The 21,698-nt window shown below is 67.3% G+C and carries 26 protein-coding genes and 1 tRNA gene; 8 read left to right on the plus strand and 19 right to left on the minus strand.

The window, feature by feature from the left end:
- Positions 1-49: 49 nt before the first annotated feature.
- The gene (locus OG205_RS23495; RefSeq protein WP_330270254.1) at positions 50-664 is read left to right on the plus strand and encodes a cyclase; all 615 of its coding nucleotides are present in this window, start codon (positions 50-52) and stop codon (positions 662-664) included.
- A 30-nt stretch (positions 665-694) separates the two neighbouring features.
- On the opposite strand, the gene OG205_RS23500 is transcribed toward OG205_RS23495, so the two are convergent.
- Both OG205_RS23500 and OG205_RS23505 read right to left on the minus strand, forming a co-directional pair.
- The gene (locus OG205_RS23500; protein ID WP_330270255.1) at positions 695-1,147 is read right to left on the minus strand and encodes a MarR family winged helix-turn-helix transcriptional regulator; all 453 of its coding nucleotides are present in this window, start codon (positions 1,145-1,147) and stop codon (positions 695-697) included.
- Positions 1,134-1,748: a DJ-1/PfpI family protein gene (locus OG205_RS23505; RefSeq protein WP_330270256.1), complete on the minus strand. Its 615-nt coding sequence runs from the start codon at positions 1,746-1,748 to the stop codon at positions 1,134-1,136. Before OG205_RS23505 ends, OG205_RS23500 begins: the two co-directional genes overlap by 14 nt.
- Before the next feature lie 62 nt (positions 1,749-1,810).
- On the opposite strand from OG205_RS23505, the gene OG205_RS23510 reads away from it, so the two are divergent.
- Positions 1,811-2,581 carry an enoyl-CoA hydratase family protein gene (locus tag OG205_RS23510; RefSeq protein ID WP_330270257.1) on the plus strand — a complete coding sequence of 257 codons (771 nt, stop codon included), beginning with the start codon at positions 1,811-1,813 and terminating at the stop codon, positions 2,579-2,581.
- 5 nt (positions 2,582-2,586) lie between these two features.
- Here the strand turns inward: OG205_RS23510 and OG205_RS23515 are convergent, their stop codons facing one another.
- From OG205_RS23515 to OG205_RS23530, 4 genes are all read right to left on the minus strand, one after another.
- Complete coding sequence (locus OG205_RS23515) at positions 2,587-2,853, minus strand: hypothetical protein (protein WP_330270258.1); 267 nt, start codon at positions 2,851-2,853, stop codon at positions 2,587-2,589.
- Between the two features lie 193 nt (positions 2,854-3,046).
- Entirely contained in the window at positions 3,047-3,310 is a 264-nt protein-coding gene (locus OG205_RS23520) for a barstar family protein (protein WP_330270259.1), read from the minus strand.
- Positions 3,307-3,750: a ribonuclease domain-containing protein gene (locus OG205_RS23525; RefSeq protein WP_330270260.1), complete on the minus strand. Its 444-nt coding sequence runs from the start codon at positions 3,748-3,750 to the stop codon at positions 3,307-3,309. The genes OG205_RS23520 and OG205_RS23525 overlap by 4 nt, the downstream gene beginning before the upstream one ends.
- Positions 3,747-3,959, minus strand: coding sequence for a hypothetical protein (locus OG205_RS23530; RefSeq protein WP_319978651.1), 213 nt, complete (start codon positions 3,957-3,959; stop codon positions 3,747-3,749). The genes OG205_RS23525 and OG205_RS23530 overlap by 4 nt, the downstream gene beginning before the upstream one ends.
- Positions 3,960-4,029: 70 nt before the next feature.
- Here OG205_RS23530 and OG205_RS23535 point away from each other — a divergent pair, with 70 nt between their 5' ends.
- Together OG205_RS23535 and OG205_RS23540 are read left to right on the plus strand one after the other, a co-directional pair.
- Positions 4,030-4,998, plus strand: a complete 969-nt coding sequence (locus tag OG205_RS23535; protein WP_330270261.1) for a zinc-binding dehydrogenase — start codon at positions 4,030-4,032, stop codon at positions 4,996-4,998.
- Between the two features lie 69 nt (positions 4,999-5,067).
- Positions 5,068-6,486 (plus strand): amino acid permease, encoded by a 1,419-nt coding sequence (locus tag OG205_RS23540; protein ID WP_330270262.1) that lies wholly within the window; start codon positions 5,068-5,070, stop codon positions 6,484-6,486.
- On the opposite strand, the gene OG205_RS23545 is transcribed toward OG205_RS23540, so the two are convergent.
- The 4 genes from OG205_RS23545 to OG205_RS23560 all read right to left on the minus strand — a co-directional run bounded on the left by OG205_RS23545 (position 6,461) and on the right by OG205_RS23560 (position 12,169).
- Positions 6,461-7,990, minus strand: coding sequence for a DUF885 domain-containing protein (locus OG205_RS23545; protein WP_330270263.1), 1,530 nt, complete (start codon positions 7,988-7,990; stop codon positions 6,461-6,463). The genes OG205_RS23540 and OG205_RS23545 overlap by 26 nt on opposite strands.
- Positions 7,990-9,513 carry a DUF885 domain-containing protein gene (locus OG205_RS23550; protein ID WP_442916578.1) on the minus strand — a complete coding sequence of 508 codons (1,524 nt, stop codon included), beginning with the start codon at positions 9,511-9,513 and terminating at the stop codon, positions 7,990-7,992. The genes OG205_RS23545 and OG205_RS23550 overlap by 1 nt, the downstream gene beginning before the upstream one ends.
- Before the next feature lie 10 nt (positions 9,514-9,523).
- Complete coding sequence (locus OG205_RS23555; RefSeq protein WP_330270264.1) at positions 9,524-10,570, minus strand: NAD(P)H-dependent flavin oxidoreductase; 1,047 nt, start codon at positions 10,568-10,570, stop codon at positions 9,524-9,526.
- Between the two features lie 129 nt (positions 10,571-10,699).
- Entirely contained in the window at positions 10,700-12,169 is a 1,470-nt protein-coding gene (locus OG205_RS23560) for a chitinase (protein WP_330270265.1), read from the minus strand.
- A gap of 98 nt (positions 12,170-12,267) precedes the next feature.
- Between OG205_RS23560 and OG205_RS23565 the strand changes: the two genes are divergently transcribed.
- Positions 12,268-12,699 carry an HD domain-containing protein gene (locus OG205_RS23565; RefSeq protein ID WP_330270266.1) on the plus strand — a complete coding sequence of 144 codons (432 nt, stop codon included), beginning with the start codon at positions 12,268-12,270 and terminating at the stop codon, positions 12,697-12,699.
- 73 nt (positions 12,700-12,772) lie between these two features.
- The gene (locus tag OG205_RS23570; RefSeq protein ID WP_093600589.1) at positions 12,773-13,000 is read left to right on the plus strand and encodes a hypothetical protein; all 228 of its coding nucleotides are present in this window, start codon (positions 12,773-12,775) and stop codon (positions 12,998-13,000) included.
- 53 nt (positions 13,001-13,053) lie between these two features.
- Here OG205_RS23570 and OG205_RS23575 read toward each other — a convergent pair whose 3' ends face one another.
- Together OG205_RS23575 and OG205_RS23580 are read right to left on the minus strand one after the other, a co-directional pair.
- Positions 13,054-13,665: a class I SAM-dependent methyltransferase gene (locus tag OG205_RS23575; RefSeq protein WP_330270267.1), complete on the minus strand. Its 612-nt coding sequence runs from the start codon at positions 13,663-13,665 to the stop codon at positions 13,054-13,056.
- 37 nt (positions 13,666-13,702) lie between these two features.
- Positions 13,703-14,164, minus strand: coding sequence for a winged helix-turn-helix transcriptional regulator (locus OG205_RS23580; RefSeq protein WP_330270268.1), 462 nt, complete (start codon positions 14,162-14,164; stop codon positions 13,703-13,705).
- 91 nt (positions 14,165-14,255) lie between these two features.
- Between OG205_RS23580 and OG205_RS23585 the strand changes: the two genes are divergently transcribed.
- Positions 14,256-14,843, plus strand: a complete 588-nt coding sequence (locus tag OG205_RS23585; protein ID WP_330270269.1) for a dihydrofolate reductase family protein — start codon at positions 14,256-14,258, stop codon at positions 14,841-14,843.
- Positions 14,840-15,202 (plus strand): PPOX class F420-dependent oxidoreductase, encoded by a 363-nt coding sequence (locus OG205_RS23590; protein ID WP_330270270.1) that lies wholly within the window; start codon positions 14,840-14,842, stop codon positions 15,200-15,202. The genes OG205_RS23585 and OG205_RS23590 overlap by 4 nt, the downstream gene beginning before the upstream one ends.
- A 6-nt stretch (positions 15,203-15,208) precedes the next feature.
- On the opposite strand, the gene OG205_RS23595 is transcribed toward OG205_RS23590, so the two are convergent.
- The 7 genes from OG205_RS23595 to OG205_RS23625 form a co-directional block, all read right to left on the minus strand.
- Positions 15,209-15,282: transfer RNA gene (locus OG205_RS23595), tRNA-Asp, on the minus strand.
- Between the two features lie 98 nt (positions 15,283-15,380).
- Positions 15,381-15,917, minus strand: a complete 537-nt coding sequence (locus OG205_RS23600) for an EF-hand domain-containing protein (RefSeq protein WP_330270271.1) — start codon at positions 15,915-15,917, stop codon at positions 15,381-15,383.
- Positions 15,918-15,972: 55 nt separating this feature from the next.
- Positions 15,973-16,221, minus strand: a complete 249-nt coding sequence (locus OG205_RS23605) for a hypothetical protein (RefSeq protein ID WP_330270272.1) — start codon at positions 16,219-16,221, stop codon at positions 15,973-15,975.
- 9 nt (positions 16,222-16,230) lie between these two features.
- Complete coding sequence (locus OG205_RS23610; RefSeq protein ID WP_330270273.1) at positions 16,231-16,728, minus strand: hypothetical protein; 498 nt, start codon at positions 16,726-16,728, stop codon at positions 16,231-16,233.
- Between the two features lie 2 nt (positions 16,729-16,730).
- Positions 16,731-18,194, minus strand: a complete 1,464-nt coding sequence (locus OG205_RS23615; RefSeq protein ID WP_330270274.1) for a vWA domain-containing protein — start codon at positions 18,192-18,194, stop codon at positions 16,731-16,733.
- Positions 18,191-20,647: a hypothetical protein gene (locus tag OG205_RS23620; RefSeq protein WP_330270275.1), complete on the minus strand. Its 2,457-nt coding sequence runs from the start codon at positions 20,645-20,647 to the stop codon at positions 18,191-18,193. Before OG205_RS23620 ends, OG205_RS23615 begins: the two co-directional genes overlap by 4 nt.
- Positions 20,644-21,576: a hypothetical protein gene (locus tag OG205_RS23625; RefSeq protein WP_330270276.1), complete on the minus strand. Its 933-nt coding sequence runs from the start codon at positions 21,574-21,576 to the stop codon at positions 20,644-20,646. The genes OG205_RS23620 and OG205_RS23625 overlap by 4 nt, the downstream gene beginning before the upstream one ends.
- Positions 21,577-21,698 lie beyond the last annotated feature (122 nt).

Genomic DNA, 21,698 nt, shown 5'->3' on the forward strand with positions numbered 1-21,698 from the left:
CTACGCCGTGTGCTGGAAGTGTCCCTCGTCCACTCAACGGGGAGAGGCCATGAAGCTAGCCGGAATTGCCGCAGCCGCACTGGTACCGATGCTGATGTTCGCCACCCACGCGTCAGCAGCCGCTCCGCAGACGATCACCTACAAGCTCCGGGCGACTGCCGTCGGGCAGACGTCGGACTTCACGCTCGACCAGGGCGTCGACGCGTCGGCGCCGGCGACCGTCGCCCCCGGTGGCACGGTCGCGGTCACCGTCGACCCCGCGCCCAACAAGATTCCGACCGAGGCCGGTGGGCGGCAGGTGCGGGAGATCAAGGGTCTCGCGCTCCGGTTGCCGGTTCCGGCCAACTCGAAGTTCCAGTCCGCGTCGCTGTCCGGCGGCTCCGGACTGGGTGGCACGCCGACGGTCGCCTTGTCGGGCAACGACGTCGTGCTGAACGTACCCGGTCCGATCAAGGGCGGCGCCGACTTCGAACTGCCGACCGTCACGATCAACCTGCAGGCCGGCGGCACCGGGACGATCACCACGAAGCTGGGTGGCACCAGCTACGACGCCCCGGGCCTCACCTTCACCGCGGTCGTCGTCGTCATCGGGTTCCCGATCAACGCCGCGGCGAAGGGCTACCCGGACCCCAGCCCCGTGCTGACCACCACCACGATCGGCTAGAAACCCCGATGCCCCACCCCCTGCCGGGCATCAGGAAGTAGCCGCGACCAACGCGGTCATCGTGGCGAGCGTCGTGCGCAGGTCTTCCAAGGAGACCTGCGCACTGACGCGGTCGGCCCACTCGTACTGCGCGTCCCGCAACCGTTCGATAGCCGCATATCCCTCAGGTGTGGGCTGCACGAGCTTCGCGCGGGCATGCGCTGGGTTCGGCAGGTACTCCGCCAAACCCTTGTCCACCAACAGATCCGCGATCCGCTGCACGGACTGTCGCGCCAGCCCCATCTCCCGTGCGATCCCGGAGACGGACAACGGCTCGCGCAGCACCGCGCCGAGCACCTGCCACCACGCCGCGGTCAGGCCGACCGGCTTCGTCATCACCTCGGCCGCGTCGAGAAACGCCCCGTACAAACGGAAAGTCCTCATCACGACGTCGGTCAGCACGTCACCTGATTCAGTCCTGGACGCCGTCTCACTCGTGGACACTGGCCACCAGCTTCCCGAACGCCGCGGGCGTGTCGTCGCGGTTGAACTCGTACCAGGCCTCCAACGTGGCCGGCGAGAACGTCTCCAGCTCCGCCAGCACCTCGCGAGCGAACTCCAAAGCAGAAGCGCCACCGGCCGTGATCACACCATCAGCGCGCACCACGCGTTCGTCGCGGTACAGCGCCGCACCACCGTAAGAACCAAGCCCCTCAAGGAAGTTCGACGTGTGCGCCACGTCGTCGAGCAACCCCTCGGCCGCCAGCCCGACCGTCGCACCGCAGATCGCCGCGATCGGCTTGCCCGCCTCGCGGAACCGCCGCGCGAGCTTCCCGAACGCCGCCAGTTCACCGGTCTCCCAGCCGTCGCCGCCGGGCATCACGAGCATCGCCGCATCGTCCAGCGAAACGTCCTCGATCGCGACATCGGGCAGCATCCGCACGCCGCCGACGGTGCGGATCGGGTCCGTGGTCAGCCCGACGGTACGAATCTCGTACCGCCCCGGCTGCTGCTGGAACTGCTGCAGGCTCACCTGTGCGGCAACGTGGCCGTACTCCCAGTCGGCGAGCTTGTCGGCCAGAACGAGGTACACCGTCTGTGTCATGACAGTAGACTGTCATAAGTGACAGTATCCTGTCAAACACCGCCGCAGCTAAGGTCAGCCTCATGGCAGATGAGCTGGTCCACTACGAGGTGCAGCGTGGCATCGCGACGATCACGCTGGACTCCCCCCACAACCGCAACGCGCTGTCGTCACAGCTGCGCAGGGAGCTCAAGGAGCACCTGAACACAGCGGCGAAGGACGACGGCGTGCGCGTGGTCGTGCTGACCCACACGGGCTCCGTGTTCTGCTCCGGCATGGACCTCAAGGAGGCCGCCGGGGCGAGCGCGGGCGACCAGGGCGTCAACGAGTTCCCCGCGATCCTCGAACAGCTCTGGACCAGCCCGAAGCCGGTCGTCGCGGCGCTCAACGGCCCGGCCCGCGCGGGTGGCGTCGGCATCGTCGCGGCGTGCGACATCTCCATCGCCGCCAACAGCGCCACGTTCGCGTTCAGCGAGGTCCGGATCGGCGTCGTGCCGGCCGTCATCTCGGTGACGGTGCTGCCGCGGCTGCTCCCCCGCCAGGCTCACGAGCTGTTCCTGACCGGCGAGACGTTCGACGCCAAGCGCGCCCAAGAAATCGGCCTGCTCAACGCCGCGACCGACGACGTCGACGCGGAGGTCCGCCGCTACACGGACATGCTCGCGCTCGGCGCCCCCAACGCGTTGGCGGCCACCAAGGAGATGCTGCGGCAGGAGCGGTCCACGAACCTCGGCGAGGTCTTCGCGGACATGCTCGAGCTGTCAGCCCAGCACTTCGGCGGACCCGAGGGCCAGGAGGGCATCACGGCGTTCAAGGAGAAGCGCAAGCCGTCCTGGGTGCCCGCCGAGAACTGATCTGACTAGAACCAGCCGGTGCACTCGATCTTGCCCTGCGAGGACCCGCACGCGCGCATCAGCTTGCCGTCGTTCTTGAACGCATCGGTGTACTTCGCGGTCCCCGAGTCGATCCTGGTGTAGCCGAGGAACCCCTCGTGCCCGTTGGCCGAGGGGTCCTTGCGGTCGGTCCAGATCTCCTCGCCGGGCGTGCCGTGCGAGATGCGGCCCCACGCGCACTTTGACTCGTTCGACGCGCGCAGCTCGACCACACGGCCGTTCTGCATCGTCACGGGGTTGTCGCCGTCGAGAGTCTCGAACGGCGAGAAGGGTCCCTCTTGAGAGCAGTCGGGATCACCGGCGAATGACACCGCCGGACAAAGCACTCCAACAACCACGACGACGCCGAGCGCACAGCTCAAGCGGCGGAATTGCGTTCCCATGGAATGGCACTGTCCACTCCGGACGCCGAACCCGCAGCCCCAGTCACCGTTCTGTGCGAATCACGCGCACTTTCCGGTCACCTGATTCAGCGGTCTGCTTCGCAGCGTCACGCAGCACCGACAAAACGGAAGAGTCCAAATCAGCGGGCACGACCAGCGTGTACTCACCTTCGGGCAGCCACGAGAGATCAGTCAGGCTGTCGTACAGGGCATCGAGGTTCTGCCCGAACCACTCGGGGAAGTCCAGCGCGGCGGCAATGGCCGAGATCGCGGCGGACTTTTCCGAAACGAGAATGTGCCGTTTCATTTGCCCACGTCCACGACGACGAACGACGAATAGTGGTCGCCGGTGTAGAAGACTTCCTTTTCCGACCCGGTGACGATCCGCCGCGCGCCGCGGTCAGGACTGTTCGGCGTCGGCACGGTGTACTCCTTGTAGTACCCGGACTTCTGCTGCGGCAGCCGCTTCTCGCGGTTCTCGAACGTCACGCCGTCGTTGCGCGGGTACGGGAACGGCCCCTTGGCCTCGATCAGCTTCCACGTCTTCGCGGCCTCGGGAGGCAGCTTCGACAGCGACTGCACGTCCAGGCCCGACTTCACGCCGGGAACGGCGAGCTGGGACGCGGACGGCGAGATGCTCGCGGGCGGCGTCTCGGGGTTCGAGGCGGTGTCCTTGAAGAACCATCCGACCACGACCAGGACAACGAGCCCGACCAGTGCGACGGTCAGGCGACGACCAGGACTCACGCTGCGACCTTCTCCGATTCGGGTTCCGGGTCCGGCTCGGGGACCGACGCGGGGTTGTTCGCTCCCCAGTCAGCGACCCGGTCGATCAGCCGTGCCACGCCCAGGCACAAGGGCAACACCACGATCATCACGACGGGGAACTGCACGGCGACGGGCAGCTGCACGACCCACAGCTCGACCCCGTCCCACCACTGCACCAGCCAATCCACGCCCCCGAGCGTAGTCCCGTGACCCGTGTCACGGCATTTGGCCACGATCCAGGTGGGTATGTTGCGAACCATGTTCGCCGTATACGCAGCAGAACCCAGTCCCGAGAACCCGCTGGCCTCGCTTCGCGTGGGCGAGCGCCCCGAACCCGAGGTCCCCGCCGGGTGGGTGCGCGTCGCGGTCAAGGCAGCCAGCCTCAACATGCACGACCTGTGGACGTTGCGCGGGGTCGGCATCAAGCCGGAGCAGTTCCCGATGATCCTGGGCTGCGACGGTGCCGGCGTCCTCGACGACGGCACCGAGGTGGTGCTGCACTCCGTCATCGGCGACCCGAACTGGTCCGGCGAGGAGACGCTCGACCCGAAGCGCACGCTGCTCACCGAGAAGCACCAGGGCACGTTCGCCGACTACGTCACGGTGCCGGCCAACAACGCGCTGCCCAAGCCCGCGGACCTCACGTTCGCCGAGGCCGCCTGCATGGGCACGGCGTGGCTGACGGCGTACCGGATGCTGTTCGTGAAGTCCGGCCTGCGCCCCGGCCAGACGATGCTCGTGCAGGGCGCGTCGGGCGGTGTCTCGACGGCGCTGATCCAGCTCGGCCGCGCCGCGGGCTTCCGCGTGTGGGTCACGGGCCGCAGCGAAGAGAAGCGCGCGCTGGCCACCACCCTCGGCGCCCACGCCACGTTCGAGTCCGGCGCCCGGCTGCCCGAACGGGTCGACGCGGTGTTCGAGACCGTCGGCAAGGCCACCTGGTCGCACTCGATGAAGGCGTTGAAGCCCGGCGGCATCGTGGTGATCTCCGGCGCCACGTCCGGTGACGCCTCCGCGGCCGAGCTCCAGCGACTGTTCTTCCTGCAGCTGCGCGTGGTCGGCTCGACCATGGGCACGCGCGAGGAACTGGGCGACCTGATCCGGTTCTGCGCCCTCAACGACCTCAAGCCGCAGATCGGTGCCGAGCTGAAGTTCGAGGACGCCGAGCAGGGCCTGCGGGCGATGCTCGACGGCGACACCGCGGGCAAGATCGTCTTCACCCGCCCGTAAAAGGCACAAGACGCCTGAAAACGCCCTTCTGCCCAGCGGGTTCGGACGAACCGCGTGACAGTGGTCTCCATGACCACACAGGGCGTTTTCAGGCGCAAGCCCATAGACCAGATCGCCGAGGACAAGGGCGACGGGCTCACCAGAACACTGGGCCTGTGGCAGCTCACGGCGATCGGAATCGGCGGCATCATCGGCGCGGGCATCTTCTCGCTCGCGGGCGCCGTCGCGAACAAGACGGCAGGACCGGCTGTGCTGGTCTCGTTCCTCATCGCGGGTATCGCGAGCGCGGCGGCGGCGTTCTCGTACGCGGAGTTCGCGGGCATGATCCCGAAGGCCGGCAGCGCCTACACCTACGGCTACGCGGTGCTCGGCGAGATCGTCGGCTGGTTCATCGGCTGGGACCTGTTGCTGGAGTACACCGCGATCGTGGCGGTGGTGGCGATCGGCATCTCCGGCTACTTCACCGAACTGCTGTCGTTGCTCGACATCCATCTACCGCAGTGGATGCTGGGCGCGCCGGGCACGGAGACGGGTGACGTCGCCGCGGGCAGTTACAAGGTCAACCTGTTCGCGGTGGTGCTGTGCCTGCTGATCGCGTACGTGCTGAACACGGGCATGAAGAACGCGGCGCGGTTCGAGACCACGCTGGTGTACCTGAAGGTCGCGGTCGTCGCCCTGGTCGTGATCGTCGGCGCGTTCCACATCAACACCGACAACTACAACCCGTTCTTCCCGTTCGGCATCTCCGGTGCGCTCACGGGTGCGGCGACGGTGTTCTTCGCGGTGTTCGGCTACGACGCCATGTCGACGGCGGCCGAGGAGTCGAAGGACTCCCAGAAGCACATGCCGAAGGCGATCATCTACTCGCTCGCGGTGTCGATGGTGCTGTACGTGCTGGCCTGCCTGGTGCTGACGGGAATGGTGAACTACAAGGACGTCGACGCGGAGTCCGCGTTCGCCACGGCGTTCGCCGACGTCGGCCTGCCCGCGCTGGGCATCATCATCAGCATCGGCGCCATCCTCGGCATCACGACGGTGCTCTTCACGTTCCTGATGGGCGCGGCCCGCGTCGGTTACTCGATGAGCCGCGACGGCCTGCTGCCCCCGTGGTTCGCGAAGACGCACCCGGTGAAGCACTCTCCGTCGCGCATCACCTGGGTGCTGGGCATCGCGTCGGCGCTCATCGCCGGTTTCCTGCCGATCGCGGAGGCCGCCGAGCTCACCAACATCGGCATCCTGCTGGCGTTCGTCGTCGTCTGCGTCGCCGTGATCGTGTTGCGCTACAAGCAGCCCGACCTCCCGCGCACGTTCAGGACGCCGGGCATGCCCGTGGTGCCGATCATCGGCGTGATCTTCTCGATCTGGCTGATCACGTTCCTCAACCCGGAGACCTGGCTGCGGTTCGCGATCTGGTTCGTGATCGGCCTGATCATCTACTTCGCCTACTCGAAGAAGCACTCCGTCATGGAGCGTCAGCCCAAGCAGTGACGATCTGGTCGAGGGTGGAGAGCGGCACCGCGCCGCTCCCCACCACCAGGTCGTGGAACGCGCGGACGTCGAACCGGTCGCCCATCTTCGTCTCGGCCTCGGCCCGCACGCGCTGGATCTCCAGGCGCCCCACCATGTACGCGAGCGCCTGGCCCGGCGTCTCGATGTACCGGTCGATCTCGGAGTCGATCTCGGGCCCGGTCATGACGGTGTTCTCACGCAGGTAGTCGACGGCATGCTGCCGCGACCAGCCGAACGCGTGGATACCTGTGTCCACCACGAGCCGCCCGGCGCGCATCGCGTCGAGACCGAGCATGCCGAGGCGCTGCTCGTCGGACGAGTACAGGCCCATCTCGTCGGCCAGGCGCTCGGTGTAGAGACCCCAGCCCTCCAGGTACGCCTCGATGAACGCGTACTTGCGCATGTTGGGCAGTTCCGTCTCGGAGGCGATCGAGAACTGGTAGTGGTGGCCCGGCACGGCCTCGTGGAACGCCGTCACCTCGGACAGCGTGCGGCTGCGTTCGGTGGCGCCCAACGGGTTCAGCCAGTACGTGCCGGGACGGCTGCGATCGGCCGGCGAGGGCTGGTAGAACGCGATGGCCGACGTGCTCTGCTCCTCCTCGGGCACGGCGCGCACCTGGCACCCGATGCTCGGCATGCGGCCGAACCACTTCGGTGCCTCGGCCTCCGCGCGGGCGATCGCCTCGACGGCGTTCTCGATCATCTGCTCTTCGCTGTCCCACAACATTTCCGTGCGCAGCCGGTGGAAGATCTCCGGCACGTCCGTGGTGCCCCACAACCGCGAGCCGATCTCCGCGTACTCCTCGCGCAGCGCCGCGATGATGTCGAGCCCCAGCCGGTGCAACTCGCTGGGCCTGCGGGAGGTCGTGGTGTAGGTGCGGACCAGGTTCGCGTAGTTCCGCTCGCCCTCGGGAAGCCAGCAGAGCCCGGCCCTGTCGTCGGCGCGACCGTCCTCGATCGACGCCAGCACGTCGCGGAACCCGGCGACGGCGGTGCGGATCCGCGCCGAGTGCGCGCCTTCCCACTCCTGCACCGGCAGGGCCAAGAAGCCCTCCATGCGCTGCACACCGGTCCGCAGATGACGGCTCAGCGGCCTGCGGTCGGACTCGCGCAGCCTCTGCGCCGCCTGCTCGATGTAGCGCGGGAACTGGTCGAGGCGCTGGGACACGTCGAGCTTCGACGAGACCATGAGCAGGCTGTTCACCGGCGCGCTCATGGTCGCGACGGTGTGCTCGACCAGCCTGGCGTCGATGCGGTCGACGATCGCCTGGCCCTGTTGCCTGATGACCGCGAGCGTGACGGGGTCCTCGGTGTCGTCCGTCTCAGCCTTGTCCAGGAGCCTGGCGACCCGGTCCCTGATCACCTGCTCGCCGTCCGTGCTCAGGTCCTCGAGCCCGTCCTCCCAGCCCGGCACCCCCAGCATCGTGGCCGACAGCGGCGAGTGGTCCATGGCCGCCTGGAACATCTCTTCAGCGAGCGACATCAGGCCCTCCCGGACCAGTCGGAGACAAGTTTGCCGAGCGTGGGCAACGGCACGATGCCGTTCTCCAGCACGAGATCGTGGAACGCCCTGATGTCGAACCTATCGCCCATCGCCGACCGGGCCTCCTCGCGCACGCGCTGGATCTCCAGCCGCCCCACCATGTACGCGAGCGCCTGACCCGGTGCCTCGATGTACCGGTCGACCTCGGAGTTGATCTCCGCGTCGTCCATCGCGGTGTTCTCGCGCAGGTAGTCGACGGCCTGCTGCCGGGGCCATCCGAGCGCGTGCAGGCCCGTGTCGACCACCAGCCGGCCGGCGCGCATGGCGTCGAGCCCCAGCATCCCCAGGCGCGCCTCGTCCGACGAGTACAGGCCCATCTCGTCGGCCAGGCGCTCGGTGTAGAGGCCCCAGCCTTCGAGGTAGGACTCGATGAACGCGAACTTGCGCACGTTCGACAACTCGGTCTCGGCGGCGATCGAGAGCTGGAAGTGGTGGCCGGGAATGGCCTCGTGGAACGCCGTCACCTCGGACACCGTGCGGCTGCGTCCGGTGGCGTTCAACGGGTTCACGAAGTACGTGCCGGGACGAGACCCGTCGAGCGCGGCGTCCTCGTAGTACGCGAACGCGGCGTTGTGGCGGTCGACCTCCGGCACGAACCTGATCTCGCAGCGCGCCTTCGGCAACCGCCCGAACCAGTTCGGCGCCTCGGCCTCGGCCCGCGCGACGGCGTCGACCGCGCTGACGAGCATGTCGTCCTCGTTGTCCCACAACAGATCCGTGCGCAACCGCTGGAAGATCTCCGGCACGTCCGAGATGCCCCAGACCCGCGAACCGATCTCCGCGTACTCGTCCCGCAGCGACGCGATCAGGTCGAGCCCGAGCCGATGCAGTTCGGCGGGGCTGTAGGGAGCGGTCGTGTAGTCGTGAACGAGCTTGCGGTAGTTCTCCTCGCCGTCGGGCAGCCAGCAGAGACCGGCCTGCTCGTCGTCCCGTCCCGGCAGGCCGAGCAGGACCTCGCGGTACCGGGCGAACGCCGGCCGCAGGTCCGCGTCGCCCTCCCACTGCTGGCGCGGAGAGACGAGGAACCGTTCGACGTAGGCCGCGCCGTTCTCCACGTGCCGGCGCAACGGTGTGCGGTCGGTGTCGAGCAACCGTCGCTGTGCCTGCTCCAGGAAACGCGGAACGAGGTGCAGCCGCTGCGAGACGTCCACCTGGGAGGCGGTCCTGAGCAGGCCCGCGACCGGTGCGTTGGCCCCTCTCGACACCGTGTGCTCGACCAGCCGCGCGTCGACGCGGGTGATGATCGACTCGGCCTGGTGCCGGATCACGTCTCGCGAGACCGGGTCCTCGTCGCTGTCGTCGAGGCGCTCGAGGATCCCGGTCAGCCTCGTCCGCAGCGCCTGGTGGCCGTCGGCGCTGAGGTCTTCGAGCCGGTCGTCCCAGCCCGGCACACCGATGAGCGTGGCGAACAGCGGGTTCGAGTCCATCAGAGCGTGGAACATCTCATCGGAGAGCGAGGTCACGCTCTCCTTCTTAGCCGCGCTGGAACCGCTGAGCCAGGGATTTGATCGTTTCGGTCAGCTCCGAGCCGATTCGCCGCACGATCGCGCCCGCCGGTTCGGCCGTCGCGAGCGGATACGTGGTGCCCGCCCACAGCGACATGACCTCCACCTCGCCGGTCGCGCGCACGGGCCTGGTGAGGTGGTGGACGTTCGGGTACGCGGCCGGCGCGTGCGGGCCGTGCTCGATCAGGAACCGGTTCACGAGCCCTCGGGCGGGCCGTCCGCTGAACGCCCGCGTGAGCGCCGTGCGCCGGGCTCCTTCGGCGAGCGCTTCCCGTTGCGTCGCATTGGTTCCCGCCTCCGGGCAGCCGAGAAACGCGGTGCCGAGCTGTGCCGCGACCGCACCCGCTGCCAGCACGGCGGCGACGTCGGCGCCGCTGACGAGGCCACCGGTCGCGATCACCGGCAGGTCGACGGTGCTCTTCACCAGCCTGATCGCCGCGAGGGTGCCGTAGAGCTCACCGCCGCCGGGCGAGATGCCGTCGTCGGCGAACGTGCCGCGGTGGCCGCCCGCGTCCGAGCCCTGCACGCACAGGACGTCGGCGCCGATCTGCCGTGCCTGCCGCGCCTCGCTCGGGGTGGTGACCGTCACGACGATCGTGGAGCCCGCCGCCTTGAGCCGCTGGACGTCGTCGGCGTCGGGCAGGCCGAAGGTGAACGACACCACCGGAACCCGCAGCGCCAGCACCAGTTCGAGCTTCGCCGCGTAGTTGTCGTCGTCCCAGCGGGGATCACCGAGCGCGGCGCCGACCTTCTCGGCACAGGCCGTGACGCGACGCACGTAGGACGAGATGTCGCTGGTAGGCCGTGTTCCGGGCACGAAGAGGTTGACCCCGAACGGCTTCGCGGTGAGCTCGCTCGTGCGTGTGATCTTCTCCGCGAGCTGCTCGACGGTGACGTATCCGGCCGCGAGGAACCCGAACCCGCCTGCCTCGTTCACCGCGGCGACCAGTTCGGGGGTGGAGGGGCCACCTGCCATCGGCGCGGCGATCACAGGCACGGCCAGCGTGTGGAACATGGAAGACAACCTAGTTGGATCGGCCGGCAAATGCCTGGTGAAGCCCTGTGTCCTTGATGACGCAAGGACTGCTCCGAACGGGCGTCGGCGCCACGTCCACTGTGGACGTGGCGCCGACGCTTCCATCATCTAGGGCAGGGAGTCCAGATGAGGGGCAACGGTGTTCGCGAACTGCCAGTTGTTCGAGGCGTCCCAGTTGATCGACCACGTCATGGCGCCGCGGATGGACGGCCAGGTCGTGCTCGGCTTGAACGTCCCGCAGTTGGTGCCGCGGGCGAGACAGCTGAGCGCGTTGTTGACGTTGGACGGCGACTGGTGACCGCCACCGGCACCGGACGGCGACGCGGGCAGGCCGAGGCCCACCTGGTCGGCGCGCAGGCCGCTCTGCAACTGGATGCACGCGAGCGCGGTCAGGAAGTTGACCGTGCCCTGGCTGTAGACCTGCTGGTCACAGCCGAGCATCGAGCCGGAGTTGTAGTACTGCATGTTGACGATGGTCAGGATGTCCTTGGTGGCCAGCGCCAGCTTGAAGTACTCGGAGGCGACGTTCTGCATGTCGATCGTCTGCGGCGCCATGGTGATGACGGTGCCGCCGCCGGCGTGGATGGCCCGCAGCGCCTGACCCATGTACTGGGCGTTGACGCCGTTCTCCAGGTCGATGTCGACGCCGTTGAAGCCGTAGGTGGAGATCAGGCTCTTGACGCTGTTGGAGAAGTTGGTCGCCGCCGTGGAGTTGCCGACGCTGATCGTGCCCTTCTCACCGCCGACGGAGATGATCACCTTCTGGCCGCGGTTCTGCACGGTCTTGATGTCCGCGCGGAACTGCGCGTCGGTGTAGCCGCCGAGCTGGCTGCTCAGGCCGGGGTCGAGGTTGAACGCGACCTGGCCCTGCACCGCCGTGGCATCGGCGAACGAGACCGCGATGATGTCGTAGGTGGTGGGAACGTCCGCCAGCTTCAGAGCGCGCGCACCGTTGTAGAAGTTCTGCCAGTAGCCCGTCAGGACGTGCTTCGGCAGACCGGTGTTCGGCGGGTTGCTGGTCGTGGTGGTGGTCGTCGTGGTCGTCGTCGTGGTGGTGGTCGACGTCGTGGTGCTCGTGGTCGTCGGCGGCGTGCCGGGGCCGTCGAGGTTGACGTCGTCGGCGTAGTACGCGGGCTGGCCGTACCAGCCGTGCAGGTAGATCGTGACGCTGGTGGCGCTGCCGGTGGTGAAGTCCACGGTCAGCTGCGAGAACCCGCTCGTGCCGGGCGTCCAGGTGTTCTTCTCCACGCCACCGGTGACGCCGAGGTAGACGTAGCTGCCCTGCACCCACGCGGACAGCTTGTAGGCCGTGTTCGGTTGCACCGAAACGGTTTGCTGGCACCGCGCGTTGCTCTGCCCGGCGGGCGCGCCCTGCAGGGCGTACGTGCCGGTGCGCTTCGTGCTGTTGGAGACGCTCGTGCCCTCGGTGCAGGTCCAACCGCTGAGGTTGCCGGCCTCGAAGCCGCTGTTGGCCGCGAGGTTCGCGGCCGCAGCGCTGCCGTTGATCACCAGCACCAGACCGGCGCACGCGAACAGCGCGGCGAGCAGCGCTACAGCTGCTCGTCTGGTCTTGGACATGGTCCACCTCCACACATCATGCGGCGGCCATGTTGTGAGTGGACTAAAAATGGACTAGACCACTGCGTCTGGTCAAGCCCTGGTTTAGCTTGAGGGGCGTGTTCACCCTCGAAGACGCCATCACGATCGCCACCGCGGCCCACGACGGCCAGGTCGACAAGTCGGGCCGGCCGTACATCGGGCACCCGTTGCGGGTCATGGCGTCGATGACAGGCGAGCACGAGCAGATGGCCGCCGTCCTGCACGACGTCATCGAGGACACCCCGGTCACCGCGGACGACCTACTGGCGCGCGGTTGTCCTGAGGTCGTGGTCGACGCCGTCGTGGCTCTGTCGCATCTGCCGGAGGAGCCGCAGGAGGACTACCTCCGCCGCGTCGCCGCGAACCCGTTGGCACTCTCCGTGAAGCGCGCGGACATCGGCGACAACCTCTCCCCCGCCCGGATGGCCCGCCTGGATGAGGAGACCCAAGATCGTTTGAAGACCAAGTACGCGCGCGCCCTCGGGTTGCTCGCGGAGTACGTGAGCTAACTCGCTTCTTCATCGGTACAGGTCGCTTGAACAGGGTGTATTATCGAAACGTAACCAAGATTGGAAGGACAAGATGACCCGCCACGACCTGTCCGTGAAGTCCCTGCGTTCGAGCCTGGCCTCGCGCCGTGAAGCTCGGTACTCACGCCGGAGCCTCGAACGGCAGTTGGCCAGCTACACCACCGAGAGCGACCGTCTCGAACTGGACGCCATCCTGTCGCGCCACAGCGCGGAGGAGACCGGCGAGCTCCGTTCGATCATCAACCGGCAGGCGATGGACCGCCTTCTGCGGTCCGCCTGACGAGTCACCCTGGGGCCACCCCGGCAACGTTGCCGAGGGTGGCCTTCGCGTTTCTAGAACAACCTCTTGAGGGTCAGGACGTTGTCCTTGCGCGTCTCCTGCTGGCCGTCCGGCCCGACGAGCGGCCGTTCCACCACCTCGTCGGTGACGATGATCCAGTTGTCCTTCAGCGCGAGATGGTCGAGCACGTCCTTCGTCGTCGGGAAGTAGTAGTCCTGGTGCTCGGACCACGACGGCGCCGCCGCGTGCCCGCCGACGACGAGGTACCCGCCCGGCGCCACCGCCTTCGAGGCCCGCTTCAGGATGCTGTTGCGCTCCCCGTCCTCCTCGACCGGCGAGTGCAGGAACTGCGCGCTCACCAGGTCGTACAGGCCGTCGGGGAACGTGGCCTTGAGATCGTGCTGCTCCACGGAGATCTCGACGCCGGCGTCGTACGCGTGCTTCAGCGCCCGGTCCAGCGCGACCTGCGACACGTCGACGCCCAGCACCCGCCAGCCCCTCTTCGCGAGCCAGACGGCGTCACCACCTTCCGCGCACCCGATGTCGAGCGCGCTGCCGGGCGTGAGCCGTTCGGCCTCGCGCACCAGCAACGGGTTCGGCTTGCCGGACCAGACCTGGTCCCGCTCCGAGTAGAAGGTCTCCCAGAACTCCTGTGCGGTCGTCATGGTTCCAAGGTGCACTCCGCCGTGCCAGATTGGCAATCTATGTTGCTGATCCGGCAACGCCAGGGCCGGGCAGCAGGTCGACATCGCCCGCGCGCATCGGCTCACCGCAGTGGTCGCACCGCAGTTCGACGTTCGCGATCTCCCCGCACGCGTGGTGCCGGTAGAGCACCGACGGCCCCGCCTCGCCCGCCAGCCACCGGTCACCCCAGCCCCTCATGACCATGATCAGGTCGAGCAGTTCCGTGCCCTTCTGCGTCAGCACGTACTCGTAGCGCGGCCGCTGGTCGTACGGCCTGCGTTCCAGAACCCCTTGTCCCACAAGGTGATTCAGTCGCTCGGTCAGCACCTTGCGGGAGATCCCGAGATCGGACTGGAGCTGCTCGAACCGGTTCATCCCGACCCACACGTCGCGCAGGATCAGCGGCGACCACGGCTCCCCGATGACGTCGAGCGTGCGCGCGATCGAACACGCCATCCCGCTGAAACTCGTCCGCTGCATGGTTCGACTCTAGCGCGCCGGGGTTCCCTTAAGGAACTCTGCCCTGCTACGGTCCACGGAGTCTCTTAAAGGAACCCAGGGGGAGCCTCGGATGAGCAAGGTCATAAGCGCACACTCGGTGTCGGTCGACGGGTACATCACCGGCCGCGACCCACGTCCGGGCCACGGCCTGGGCGATGGAGGCATGCTGTTCGACTGGTACTTCGACGGCACGGTCGCAAGCGAGGTGTTCGACGGCTTCAAGCTGAGCGAGGCCAGCGCCCCCGTCTTCGACTTCCACGCCGGACGCGTGGGTGCCGTGATCGCCGGCCGCAACACCTACGAGGACTCCGACCGCTTCGGCGGCGGCAGCCCGCACCCGGCCGCCAGGCTGGTCCTGCTCTCCCACCGCCCGGCGGACCTCACCGAACGCCAAACCCCGGCCACGACCGTGGAAGAGGCGATCGCCAAGGCCAGGGAACTCGCTGACGGCAAGGACGTCGGCCTGATGGGCGGCGGCGTGCTGAACGCGGCACTGCAGGCCGGTCTGGTCGACGAGGTCGTGCTGCACCAGGTGCCGATCCTGCTGGGCTCCGGCCGCCCGTTCTTCCAGGACCTGCCGAACCACGTGCGCCTCAACCTGATCGACGTCACCCCGGCCCCCGGCGTCACGCACCTCCGTTACGAGGTGCAGCGATGAACCCGGACGTCCGCGAGATCCTCGACGGCAACCCGATCGCCCACCTCGCCACCGTGCTGCCCGACGGCGCGCCTCACTCCGTGCCGGTCTGGATCGGCACGCACGGCGACCACATCGCGATCGCCACCGGGCCGGGCGCCCGCAAGGCACGCAACCTGCGCCGCGACCCACGCGTGGCGATCTCGCTGACGGCGCCGGACAACCCGTTCAAGCCGATCATGCTGCGCGGCCGGGTCGTGGAGTGGCTGGACGGCGACGCGGGGTGGGAGGTCGTGGACGCGATCGCCCAGAAGTACATCGGAAGCCCGTACTCACGCGACGAAGAGCGCGTAGTTGCGCTAATCGAAATCGCACACTGAAAATTGCGCTCACGACGGGACTCGAACCCGTGACCTCCGCACTGACAATGCGGCGCCCTAGCCAACTAGGCCACATGAGCTTGAAACGCTGCTGTTCACGGCAGCACGCACACCGGCCCTGACCGTCAGACAAATAAAGGCCGGACCCTCCCGAAGCGAATCCGGCCCCTTTCACGACTCAGCCCAGCAAGGCGATGTCCAACCGCCCGTAGTGGTACTCACGAACCGCGATCACCAACTCGTCGACAGTGAGGTTCCCGGTCCCATCCAGGTCGATCCGATCGAACGCAGCATCCGAGTCGGCATCGCTCAACCCCACCGCCGACCCCAGCCACCGCCGCAGCTCGACCTTGCTCACCAGCCCGTCGCGGTCCGTGTCGCACAGATCAGCGATCGCCGAGATGGCCGGCCGCAACAACTCGTCGAACCCCGAGTCACCACGGCCGAACATCAGCTCTTGGTTCGCCGCGAGGTACTCCCGCTGGTTCATCGCACCACGAGGACCGACCCCGGCCGCCTCGGCCTGCCGCCGGTGCAGATCCACCAGCGCCTCCATGACTGCACGGCCACGCCCACTGTTCAGGCTCTCCCCGAACGCGGCAACGATCCGCCGCGCCTCGGCCTCGTAGTCACTGCGGTCGATGATCCCGTCGCCGTTCACGTCCCACTTCTGGAACCGGCGGACGTCGATCTCATGGCTCGTAACAGAGGTCATGACCACCGACGTTAGGCAACGCCCCACGACCCCAACAGTCGCACAAACAGCTGAATCATCGATTCACGGTGCCGCACCTGCAGGCGGTCGGCTTACCACCGAAGACCGGCGCAAGCGGGATGATGTCGAGTAAGCGACCGGCAAACCGTTCGAGCTCGTTGTCCCGCAGCTCCGGCAGCTCGCTGAAGCTGATCGCCACCTGGTCGGTGATGTCGTCACACTTCCGGCAGTATCGGTCGAGGTGCTCGCCTGCGTCCAGGTTGAACACGTACTTGACGATCTTCTCGGGCAGATCGGGCAGCAAGGACATCGCTCACCTCGCGCTGGCGGGCTTACGCAGCAGCTCCACGACCCGCCGCGAGTGGAACACGAAGTACAGGAGCATCCCGGACAACGCTCCCGCGGCGAAGAACACCGTGAAGTTGCGCAGCGGAGCGTCGTAGAAGTAGCCGAAGATCGCGATCGAGCTGGTAGTCGTGAGGAACATCGTGATGAGGCCCTGGATGCCGGCCCGCAACTGGATCGCCCTCTGCACGCCCCAGAGCACCAGAAAACCGATGAACAGGCCGGTCAGCGCGGGCAGCCACGCACCGTCCACACTGGGCAGACCTGTGTTCTTGGCCGTCTCCGCGTCGCCGGACATCATGACGTAGATGATGAACATCATGATCCCGAAGCCGCATCCGGCGAACGCCGAGATGCGGTGTGTGGACTCGGCTCTCATCGCGATGATGACGCCCATCACCAGCATCGACGCGAGGATTCCAGGAACGAGCGCGTAGAAGATCACGCCGAGCACGAGTTCGCGCATGTCTAGTCTCCGTTCTTGAAGTGCGAGAAGGTGAGTCCGCCGAGGATCAGCGAACCGCCGGTGCCACATCGCCCGATGACCGGCGTCCGCGTCCCGGGGGCGTTCGTGTACGAGATCTTCAGATGGGCTCCACGCCTGTCCCACCACTTACCGCCCGGCGTCACAACGCCCCGTCCGGGCAGGTCGCCACCGTCCAGCACAGTCCTGTGCCCTCTCAGCACGAACTGGGCGATCTCGACGGGCTCGGCGCCGCTGCTCACGACCAGCAGACCGGTCAGCGCCCTCCCGCGGCGGAAGCCGAAGTACAGCGCTGAGGCCACGAGTGCGGACGCGAGGAGCACGAGGATCGGCAGGAACAACGGCGACCCGACAGTGCGGGTGAGAGCCACGGACGCGGACCGTGTGGTGAAGTCGCGATCGACGCCGAGATCGATCTCCGGTTTCAGCGACGCTGTCCACCCCGACCGCACCGTCGCGCTCAACTGCACCGCGGTCTCGGTCGTGACCGGGCGTCGCATGAACAGGTCGTCGGTCGATTGCTGCACCAGAGAACCGTTGACCTCTATGGACTTTCCCGGCTCGATCACGTGCTGCTGAGGCTCGATGTCCACCCGCGCCGCACCGGCGTCCATGCGCACGTTGCCGACTTCCAGCGGCACGTTCGTCATCTTCGACGTCAGCGTGACCACCACGCGGGCGTTCCCGCCGTCGACGGGCCTGATGTCCCACTTGGCGTCGAGCGACTTCCCGATGTCCTGGCCCAGCACGGTGCGGGCCTTGTCCATCGTCACCTTCGTCTTGGAACGGTTCAGGTACTCGCGGAGGTTCTGCACGTCGGCAGGCGCGAGGACGATCGCACCGTCGAAGACCGACTTGACCACCGCCGCGCCGGAAGTGCCGTCACCGAGCGGGACGGCGTAGACCGACAACGCCTGCCCGCTCCTCTTCTTCGCCTGCTGCCGAAGGGTTTCCCACGCCGGAGCCTTCTGGTCCGCGTACGGCGAACCCGGTGGAGCGTCGTGCGCGCCGTCAGTGATGATCACGACGTTCGCCACCTGTGCGGCACCGTCGCGGCCCAGTTCCTGCAAGGCGACCGACATCGCCTGGCCGAGGTCGGTGGACCCGGACGGGTCCGGAGCGGCAGGCAGTTTCCCGAGCAGGTCCGCCGGCGGCAGACTCGGCCCCAGGTACTGCGGATCCGTTGTGCTGTCGAAGGTGTAGAGCGCGATCCGGTCCTCCGCCGGCAACGCCTCGAAGAGCCCGCCGAGCGCCTGGACCGCTGTGATATAACGGTTTCCCTGCGCCATCGAGCCGGACGTGTCGAGGAGCACCACGTAGTCGGCAGGCACCTTGTCAGACCCGAGCGAGGCGAGGATCTCCGCCCTGGTGGGGTCGGCCTCGGCTGCCGCGGGCAAGGCCGACATCGCGATCAGCAGAACAGCCGCAGCCATCGAAAACCGGTTCATCTCCGCCCCTCGCGTTCGAGCCACTGGTACCAGTCGCGCTTGTTCATGACGTACTCGCCGAACGGATGCTGTTGGTCGCTGAACAGATGCCTGGACAGCGCCGCGGCGGCCATCCGGTCGTTCCCGTTCTTCTGGTGGAGCCGCCGCAACAGGTCGTCCACCGCGACGGAGTCCGATCGGAGGGCGTAGTCGTGCAGAAGGCGCACCACGTCGCCGATCGCGGAGGCCTCGCGCAGCGCATCCGTTGCCCGGCCGAACACCTCCGGCACGTCGACGGTGGAGACGACGAGCGACTGCAGCTCGCGCAACGCCCTATACCACTTGAGCCGGTCGCGCCTTTTCAGGTTCTCCTGCCAGGCCTGGGGAAGGTCCAGTTGCATCACCTTCGCCACGCTTCCGCCCAGCAGCATGTGCTCCAGCCTGTCGAGGTACCGCGGTTCCAGGCCGAGGCCGAAGTCCCGGTCAAGCCGTTGCACGACCTCGGAGGGCACCTCGGCGAACTTCGTTTCCACGTAGTTGATGAGCCCCTTGCTCACCAGCTCGCCGCACGGCCCGGACACCGCGTACCGGAACGCGGCGACGTACTCCTTTCCCGGCGTGGTATCGGTGAGGTCGACATACCGCGGCTGTCCCTTGCACAACAGACTCAGCGCGTCGACCTGCGCCTCGTACTTGGCCGGCCGGGCCTCGCGCTTGCGCGGCTCCATGCCGATCAACTCGGCCACGACTTCGCGCGCCTTCTGAGAGTTCTGAGTGGACAGCAGATGGGAGATACCTGACCAGCAGATTTCCATGCTGTGCACCGCGCTGGACTTGTGGGCCAGCAGCGTGACCAAGCAGTTCATCGCCGCAGGTCCCCACTCGGCCAGCGTCTCGACGTCCTCCGGCGCGATGCGGTCCGCTTCTCGCCCTGCGGCGAGCAGGATCGGCTGGACCCAGGTCGGTCCCTCGGAAGCAGAATGCGCTTCCAGCGCTCTCACGAACGCGTTGATGTTGGAGCTGAACTTCTTCCTGAGGTACGCGGCTTGGCGCATCAACGGACTGCTCGACCCGCTCAGCAGAATCACCCGCAAGACGCGGATCAGAACGTGCGGCTGCGCGACCAGAGCCTGATAGGTCGGCCGGTCGAGATCTTTCGTCCTTGCCAGGTATTCCACCGTCAGGCCAGCAAGGACCTCCCGAACCCGATCCTGCGGCTCGACGGCAGGAGGCCGCAGCGCGTGCCGGAGAAAGGACGCCGCAGCGTCGCTGTGCCGTTTGTCCGCGACGAGGCTCAGTTCGAGCCACTTCTCGCACGTCTCGACGGCCGCCCCCTGTCCTGCACGGCACAGGTCACCGAGCACCAACGCGAACGTCGGGCACCAGCGGTCCACGATGACCTCCCCCGCCGCCTTCGCGTCTTTGCGGTCGGAGGAAGTCACGCGCCGAGCCAGGAAGTCCGCGAACACCTTCAGGTGCCGGTCCGAGCAGTGCTCCTCGAGCGCCTGACCGACCTTGTCCACCGAGCCACGGCCCTGCAGGACCTCGTCGTAGACGACCGAGACGAGCCGCACCTCGCGCAGCACGCTGATCACTCCGGCATCGAGGCGGCCGAGCGGGTCGGTGTAGGTCGCGAGATGCGCGACGATCGCCGGGACGCTGTAGTCCTCCTCCCGGATCCTGGTGAGCTCCTGCAGGTACTCCTTGCCGAGGTCGGTCGGCGGGGAGGAGAACTCCTTGCTGCGCCACAACACCCCGACCTGATCGGACTGGTAGTCGTCGGAGAAGGTCAGCATCGCGTTCTGGCCCGACTGGGAGCTCGCCCAGGTCGCGACGGTCAGGCAGTTGCGCGCACCGAACGGAAGCAGCGCCAGCACCGCGTCCAGCAGCCGCAGTCGTTGCGGGAGAGTCATCTCGTCGTGCTGGTCCAGCACGATCGCGACGCGGCTGCCATCGACCAGATGCGCCGCGATCGCCGAGACGAAGTCCAGGTCACGCCGAACGATCTCGTTGACGAGATCTCGCTGGTCCGGCTGACGCACGGCGATCTCGGTCCGGTGACCTGCCGCGCCCGCGGGACCGGCGTCCACCGCCGGCCAGGTCAGCTGCCGCACACCTTGCCACAACGAGAAGTGGTCGAGCCCGAGGCTCGCGACGTCGTTCCACGGAAGCCAGACCATCCTGGTGGGCGTGATCGGCTGCCCGGTGCCGTCCTGGTCCTCCGACCACACGACCGAGGCGAGTGCGACCATGTCGGGCGCCTCTCCACCGCCACCGGAGATGGTCAGCCACGGCAACGCGTCCAGCTTGCCGTCACGCTGCCCGTGCGGTGTGCCCATCATGTTGGCCTGCATGACCAGCCGGCCGACGACCTTCTTGTTCAGGGTGGCGCAGTTCGTCTGGTACCCCTGGGTCTTCCCCGGCGTTTTGCTCGATATCGCCCACGTCGCAGTGAGGGCGTGCTCTGCTTTCACGCCATGCCTTCCTGGTCACGAACGCGGTCGGCCAGCGAGATGATCGGTTCGAGGACGTTGATCGGCGCCGCCGCGCTGAGGAAGTGCCGCCCGTCCTCCGCCACGTTCGAGTAGTCGCGCAGGTTGAACTTGCCGTTGTTCAGGTGAAAGCCGACCGAGGAGGTGGCGAAGTACTTGACCCGTTCCGGCAGGAAGTCCGACTGAAGGGTGTCGCAGACCCAGCGGGAGCCTTCGTCCTGACACAGACTGCGCAGGAACTCCGGGGCGATGGAGGAGGGCACGACGGGCATCGCGCCCTCGTGCTCCTGGTAGATGATTCCGGCCTTCATCGCGGCGTCGAAGATGTCCGGGTGGTCGAACTTGGTCACGCACACCGAGACGAAGTGCGGAAGACTGCTCCCGGCGAGCATGTCCAGTTCCCGCATCTTTTCCTTGAGCCGGTCGACCGTGTCGTAGTAGAAGTCGAAGCTGCCGGCGCCCTTCTCCTTGTTCCCGATCGGGTCGAACACGTAGACGATTCCGTTGGCGTTCAACAGGTGGTCAAGCACACCCGTGTTCTGACGCGCGGCTTCGTCTTCCCCGAACGACTCACCGGCGGCATCTTGCATCTCCACGATGAACTCGCGGGTGACTTCATGCGAGGTGCCCGCCGACAACTTCTTGCGCAGCCGCCCGAACAGGCTTTCGACTTCGTGGTGGCGAGCGCCCTGGAACCGCCACGACAACGGCCGATAACCGATGGTCGCGGGAGGGAAGTCCTTGTCACGAACGAACCTCTGGACGCTCTCCTTCAAGAACTTCACCGACGCGGGATCACATCCGGAGATGCTCCAGTTGTATCCCCCCACCGGCTTCTGCGCGGCGATGCGCAGGGCGCTGAGATAGGTGGTCTTGCCTGCTCGCGGCGCTCCCCACAGCCCGAGACGCACGTCCGCCGGAGCCCTCTGCGGTGCCCTGGGCGTCACCGGACGTGGCCGGACGACGTTCGGGGGCTCAGTTCGCGGCCAGACCGGTGCCGGGATTTCCCTGACTTCCGCGACTGGTCTCGGGC

Origin of the sequence: Lentzea sp. NBC_00516, assembly GCF_036346835.1 — a bacterium.
GTDB lineage: Bacteria > Actinomycetota > Actinomycetes > Mycobacteriales > Pseudonocardiaceae > Lentzea > Lentzea sokolovensis.

Bases quoted from the DNA above. Each gene is read 5' to 3' on its own strand.
- OG205_RS23495 (WP_330270254.1), top strand. From the start codon at position 50: ATGAAGCTAGCCGGAATTGCCGCAGCCGCACTGGTACCGATGCTGATG.
- OG205_RS23505 (WP_330270256.1), bottom strand. From the start codon at position 1,748: ATGACACAGACGGTGTACCTCGTTCTGGCCGACAAGCTCGCCGACTGG.
- OG205_RS23510 (WP_330270257.1), top strand. From the start codon at position 1,811: ATGGCAGATGAGCTGGTCCACTACGAGGTGCAGCGTGGCATCGCGACG.
- OG205_RS23520 (WP_330270259.1), bottom strand. From the start codon at position 3,310: ATGAAACGGCACATTCTCGTTTCGGAAAAGTCCGCCGCGATCTCGGCC.
- OG205_RS23535 (WP_330270261.1), top strand. From the start codon at position 4,030: ATGTTCGCCGTATACGCAGCAGAACCCAGTCCCGAGAACCCGCTGGCC.
- OG205_RS23540 (WP_330270262.1), top strand. From the start codon at position 5,068: ATGACCACACAGGGCGTTTTCAGGCGCAAGCCCATAGACCAGATCGCC.
- OG205_RS23545 (WP_330270263.1), bottom strand. From the start codon at position 7,990: ATGTCGCTCGCTGAAGAGATGTTCCAGGCGGCCATGGACCACTCGCCG.
- OG205_RS23555 (WP_330270264.1), bottom strand. From the start codon at position 10,570: ATGTTCCACACGCTGGCCGTGCCTGTGATCGCCGCGCCGATGGCAGGT.
- OG205_RS23560 (WP_330270265.1), bottom strand. From the start codon at position 12,169: ATGTCCAAGACCAGACGAGCAGCTGTAGCGCTGCTCGCCGCGCTGTTC.
- OG205_RS23570 (WP_093600589.1), top strand. From the start codon at position 12,773: ATGACCCGCCACGACCTGTCCGTGAAGTCCCTGCGTTCGAGCCTGGCC.
- OG205_RS23575 (WP_330270267.1), bottom strand. From the start codon at position 13,665: ATGACGACCGCACAGGAGTTCTGGGAGACCTTCTACTCGGAGCGGGAC.
- OG205_RS23580 (WP_330270268.1), bottom strand. From the start codon at position 14,164: ATGCAGCGGACGAGTTTCAGCGGGATGGCGTGTTCGATCGCGCGCACG.
- OG205_RS23585 (WP_330270269.1), top strand. From the start codon at position 14,256: ATGAGCAAGGTCATAAGCGCACACTCGGTGTCGGTCGACGGGTACATC.
- OG205_RS23590 (WP_330270270.1), top strand. From the start codon at position 14,840: ATGAACCCGGACGTCCGCGAGATCCTCGACGGCAACCCGATCGCCCAC.
- OG205_RS23600 (WP_330270271.1), bottom strand. From the start codon at position 15,917: ATGACCTCTGTTACGAGCCATGAGATCGACGTCCGCCGGTTCCAGAAG.
- OG205_RS23610 (WP_330270273.1), bottom strand. From the start codon at position 16,728: ATGCGCGAACTCGTGCTCGGCGTGATCTTCTACGCGCTCGTTCCTGGA.
- OG205_RS23615 (WP_330270274.1), bottom strand. From the start codon at position 18,194: ATGAACCGGTTTTCGATGGCTGCGGCTGTTCTGCTGATCGCGATGTCG.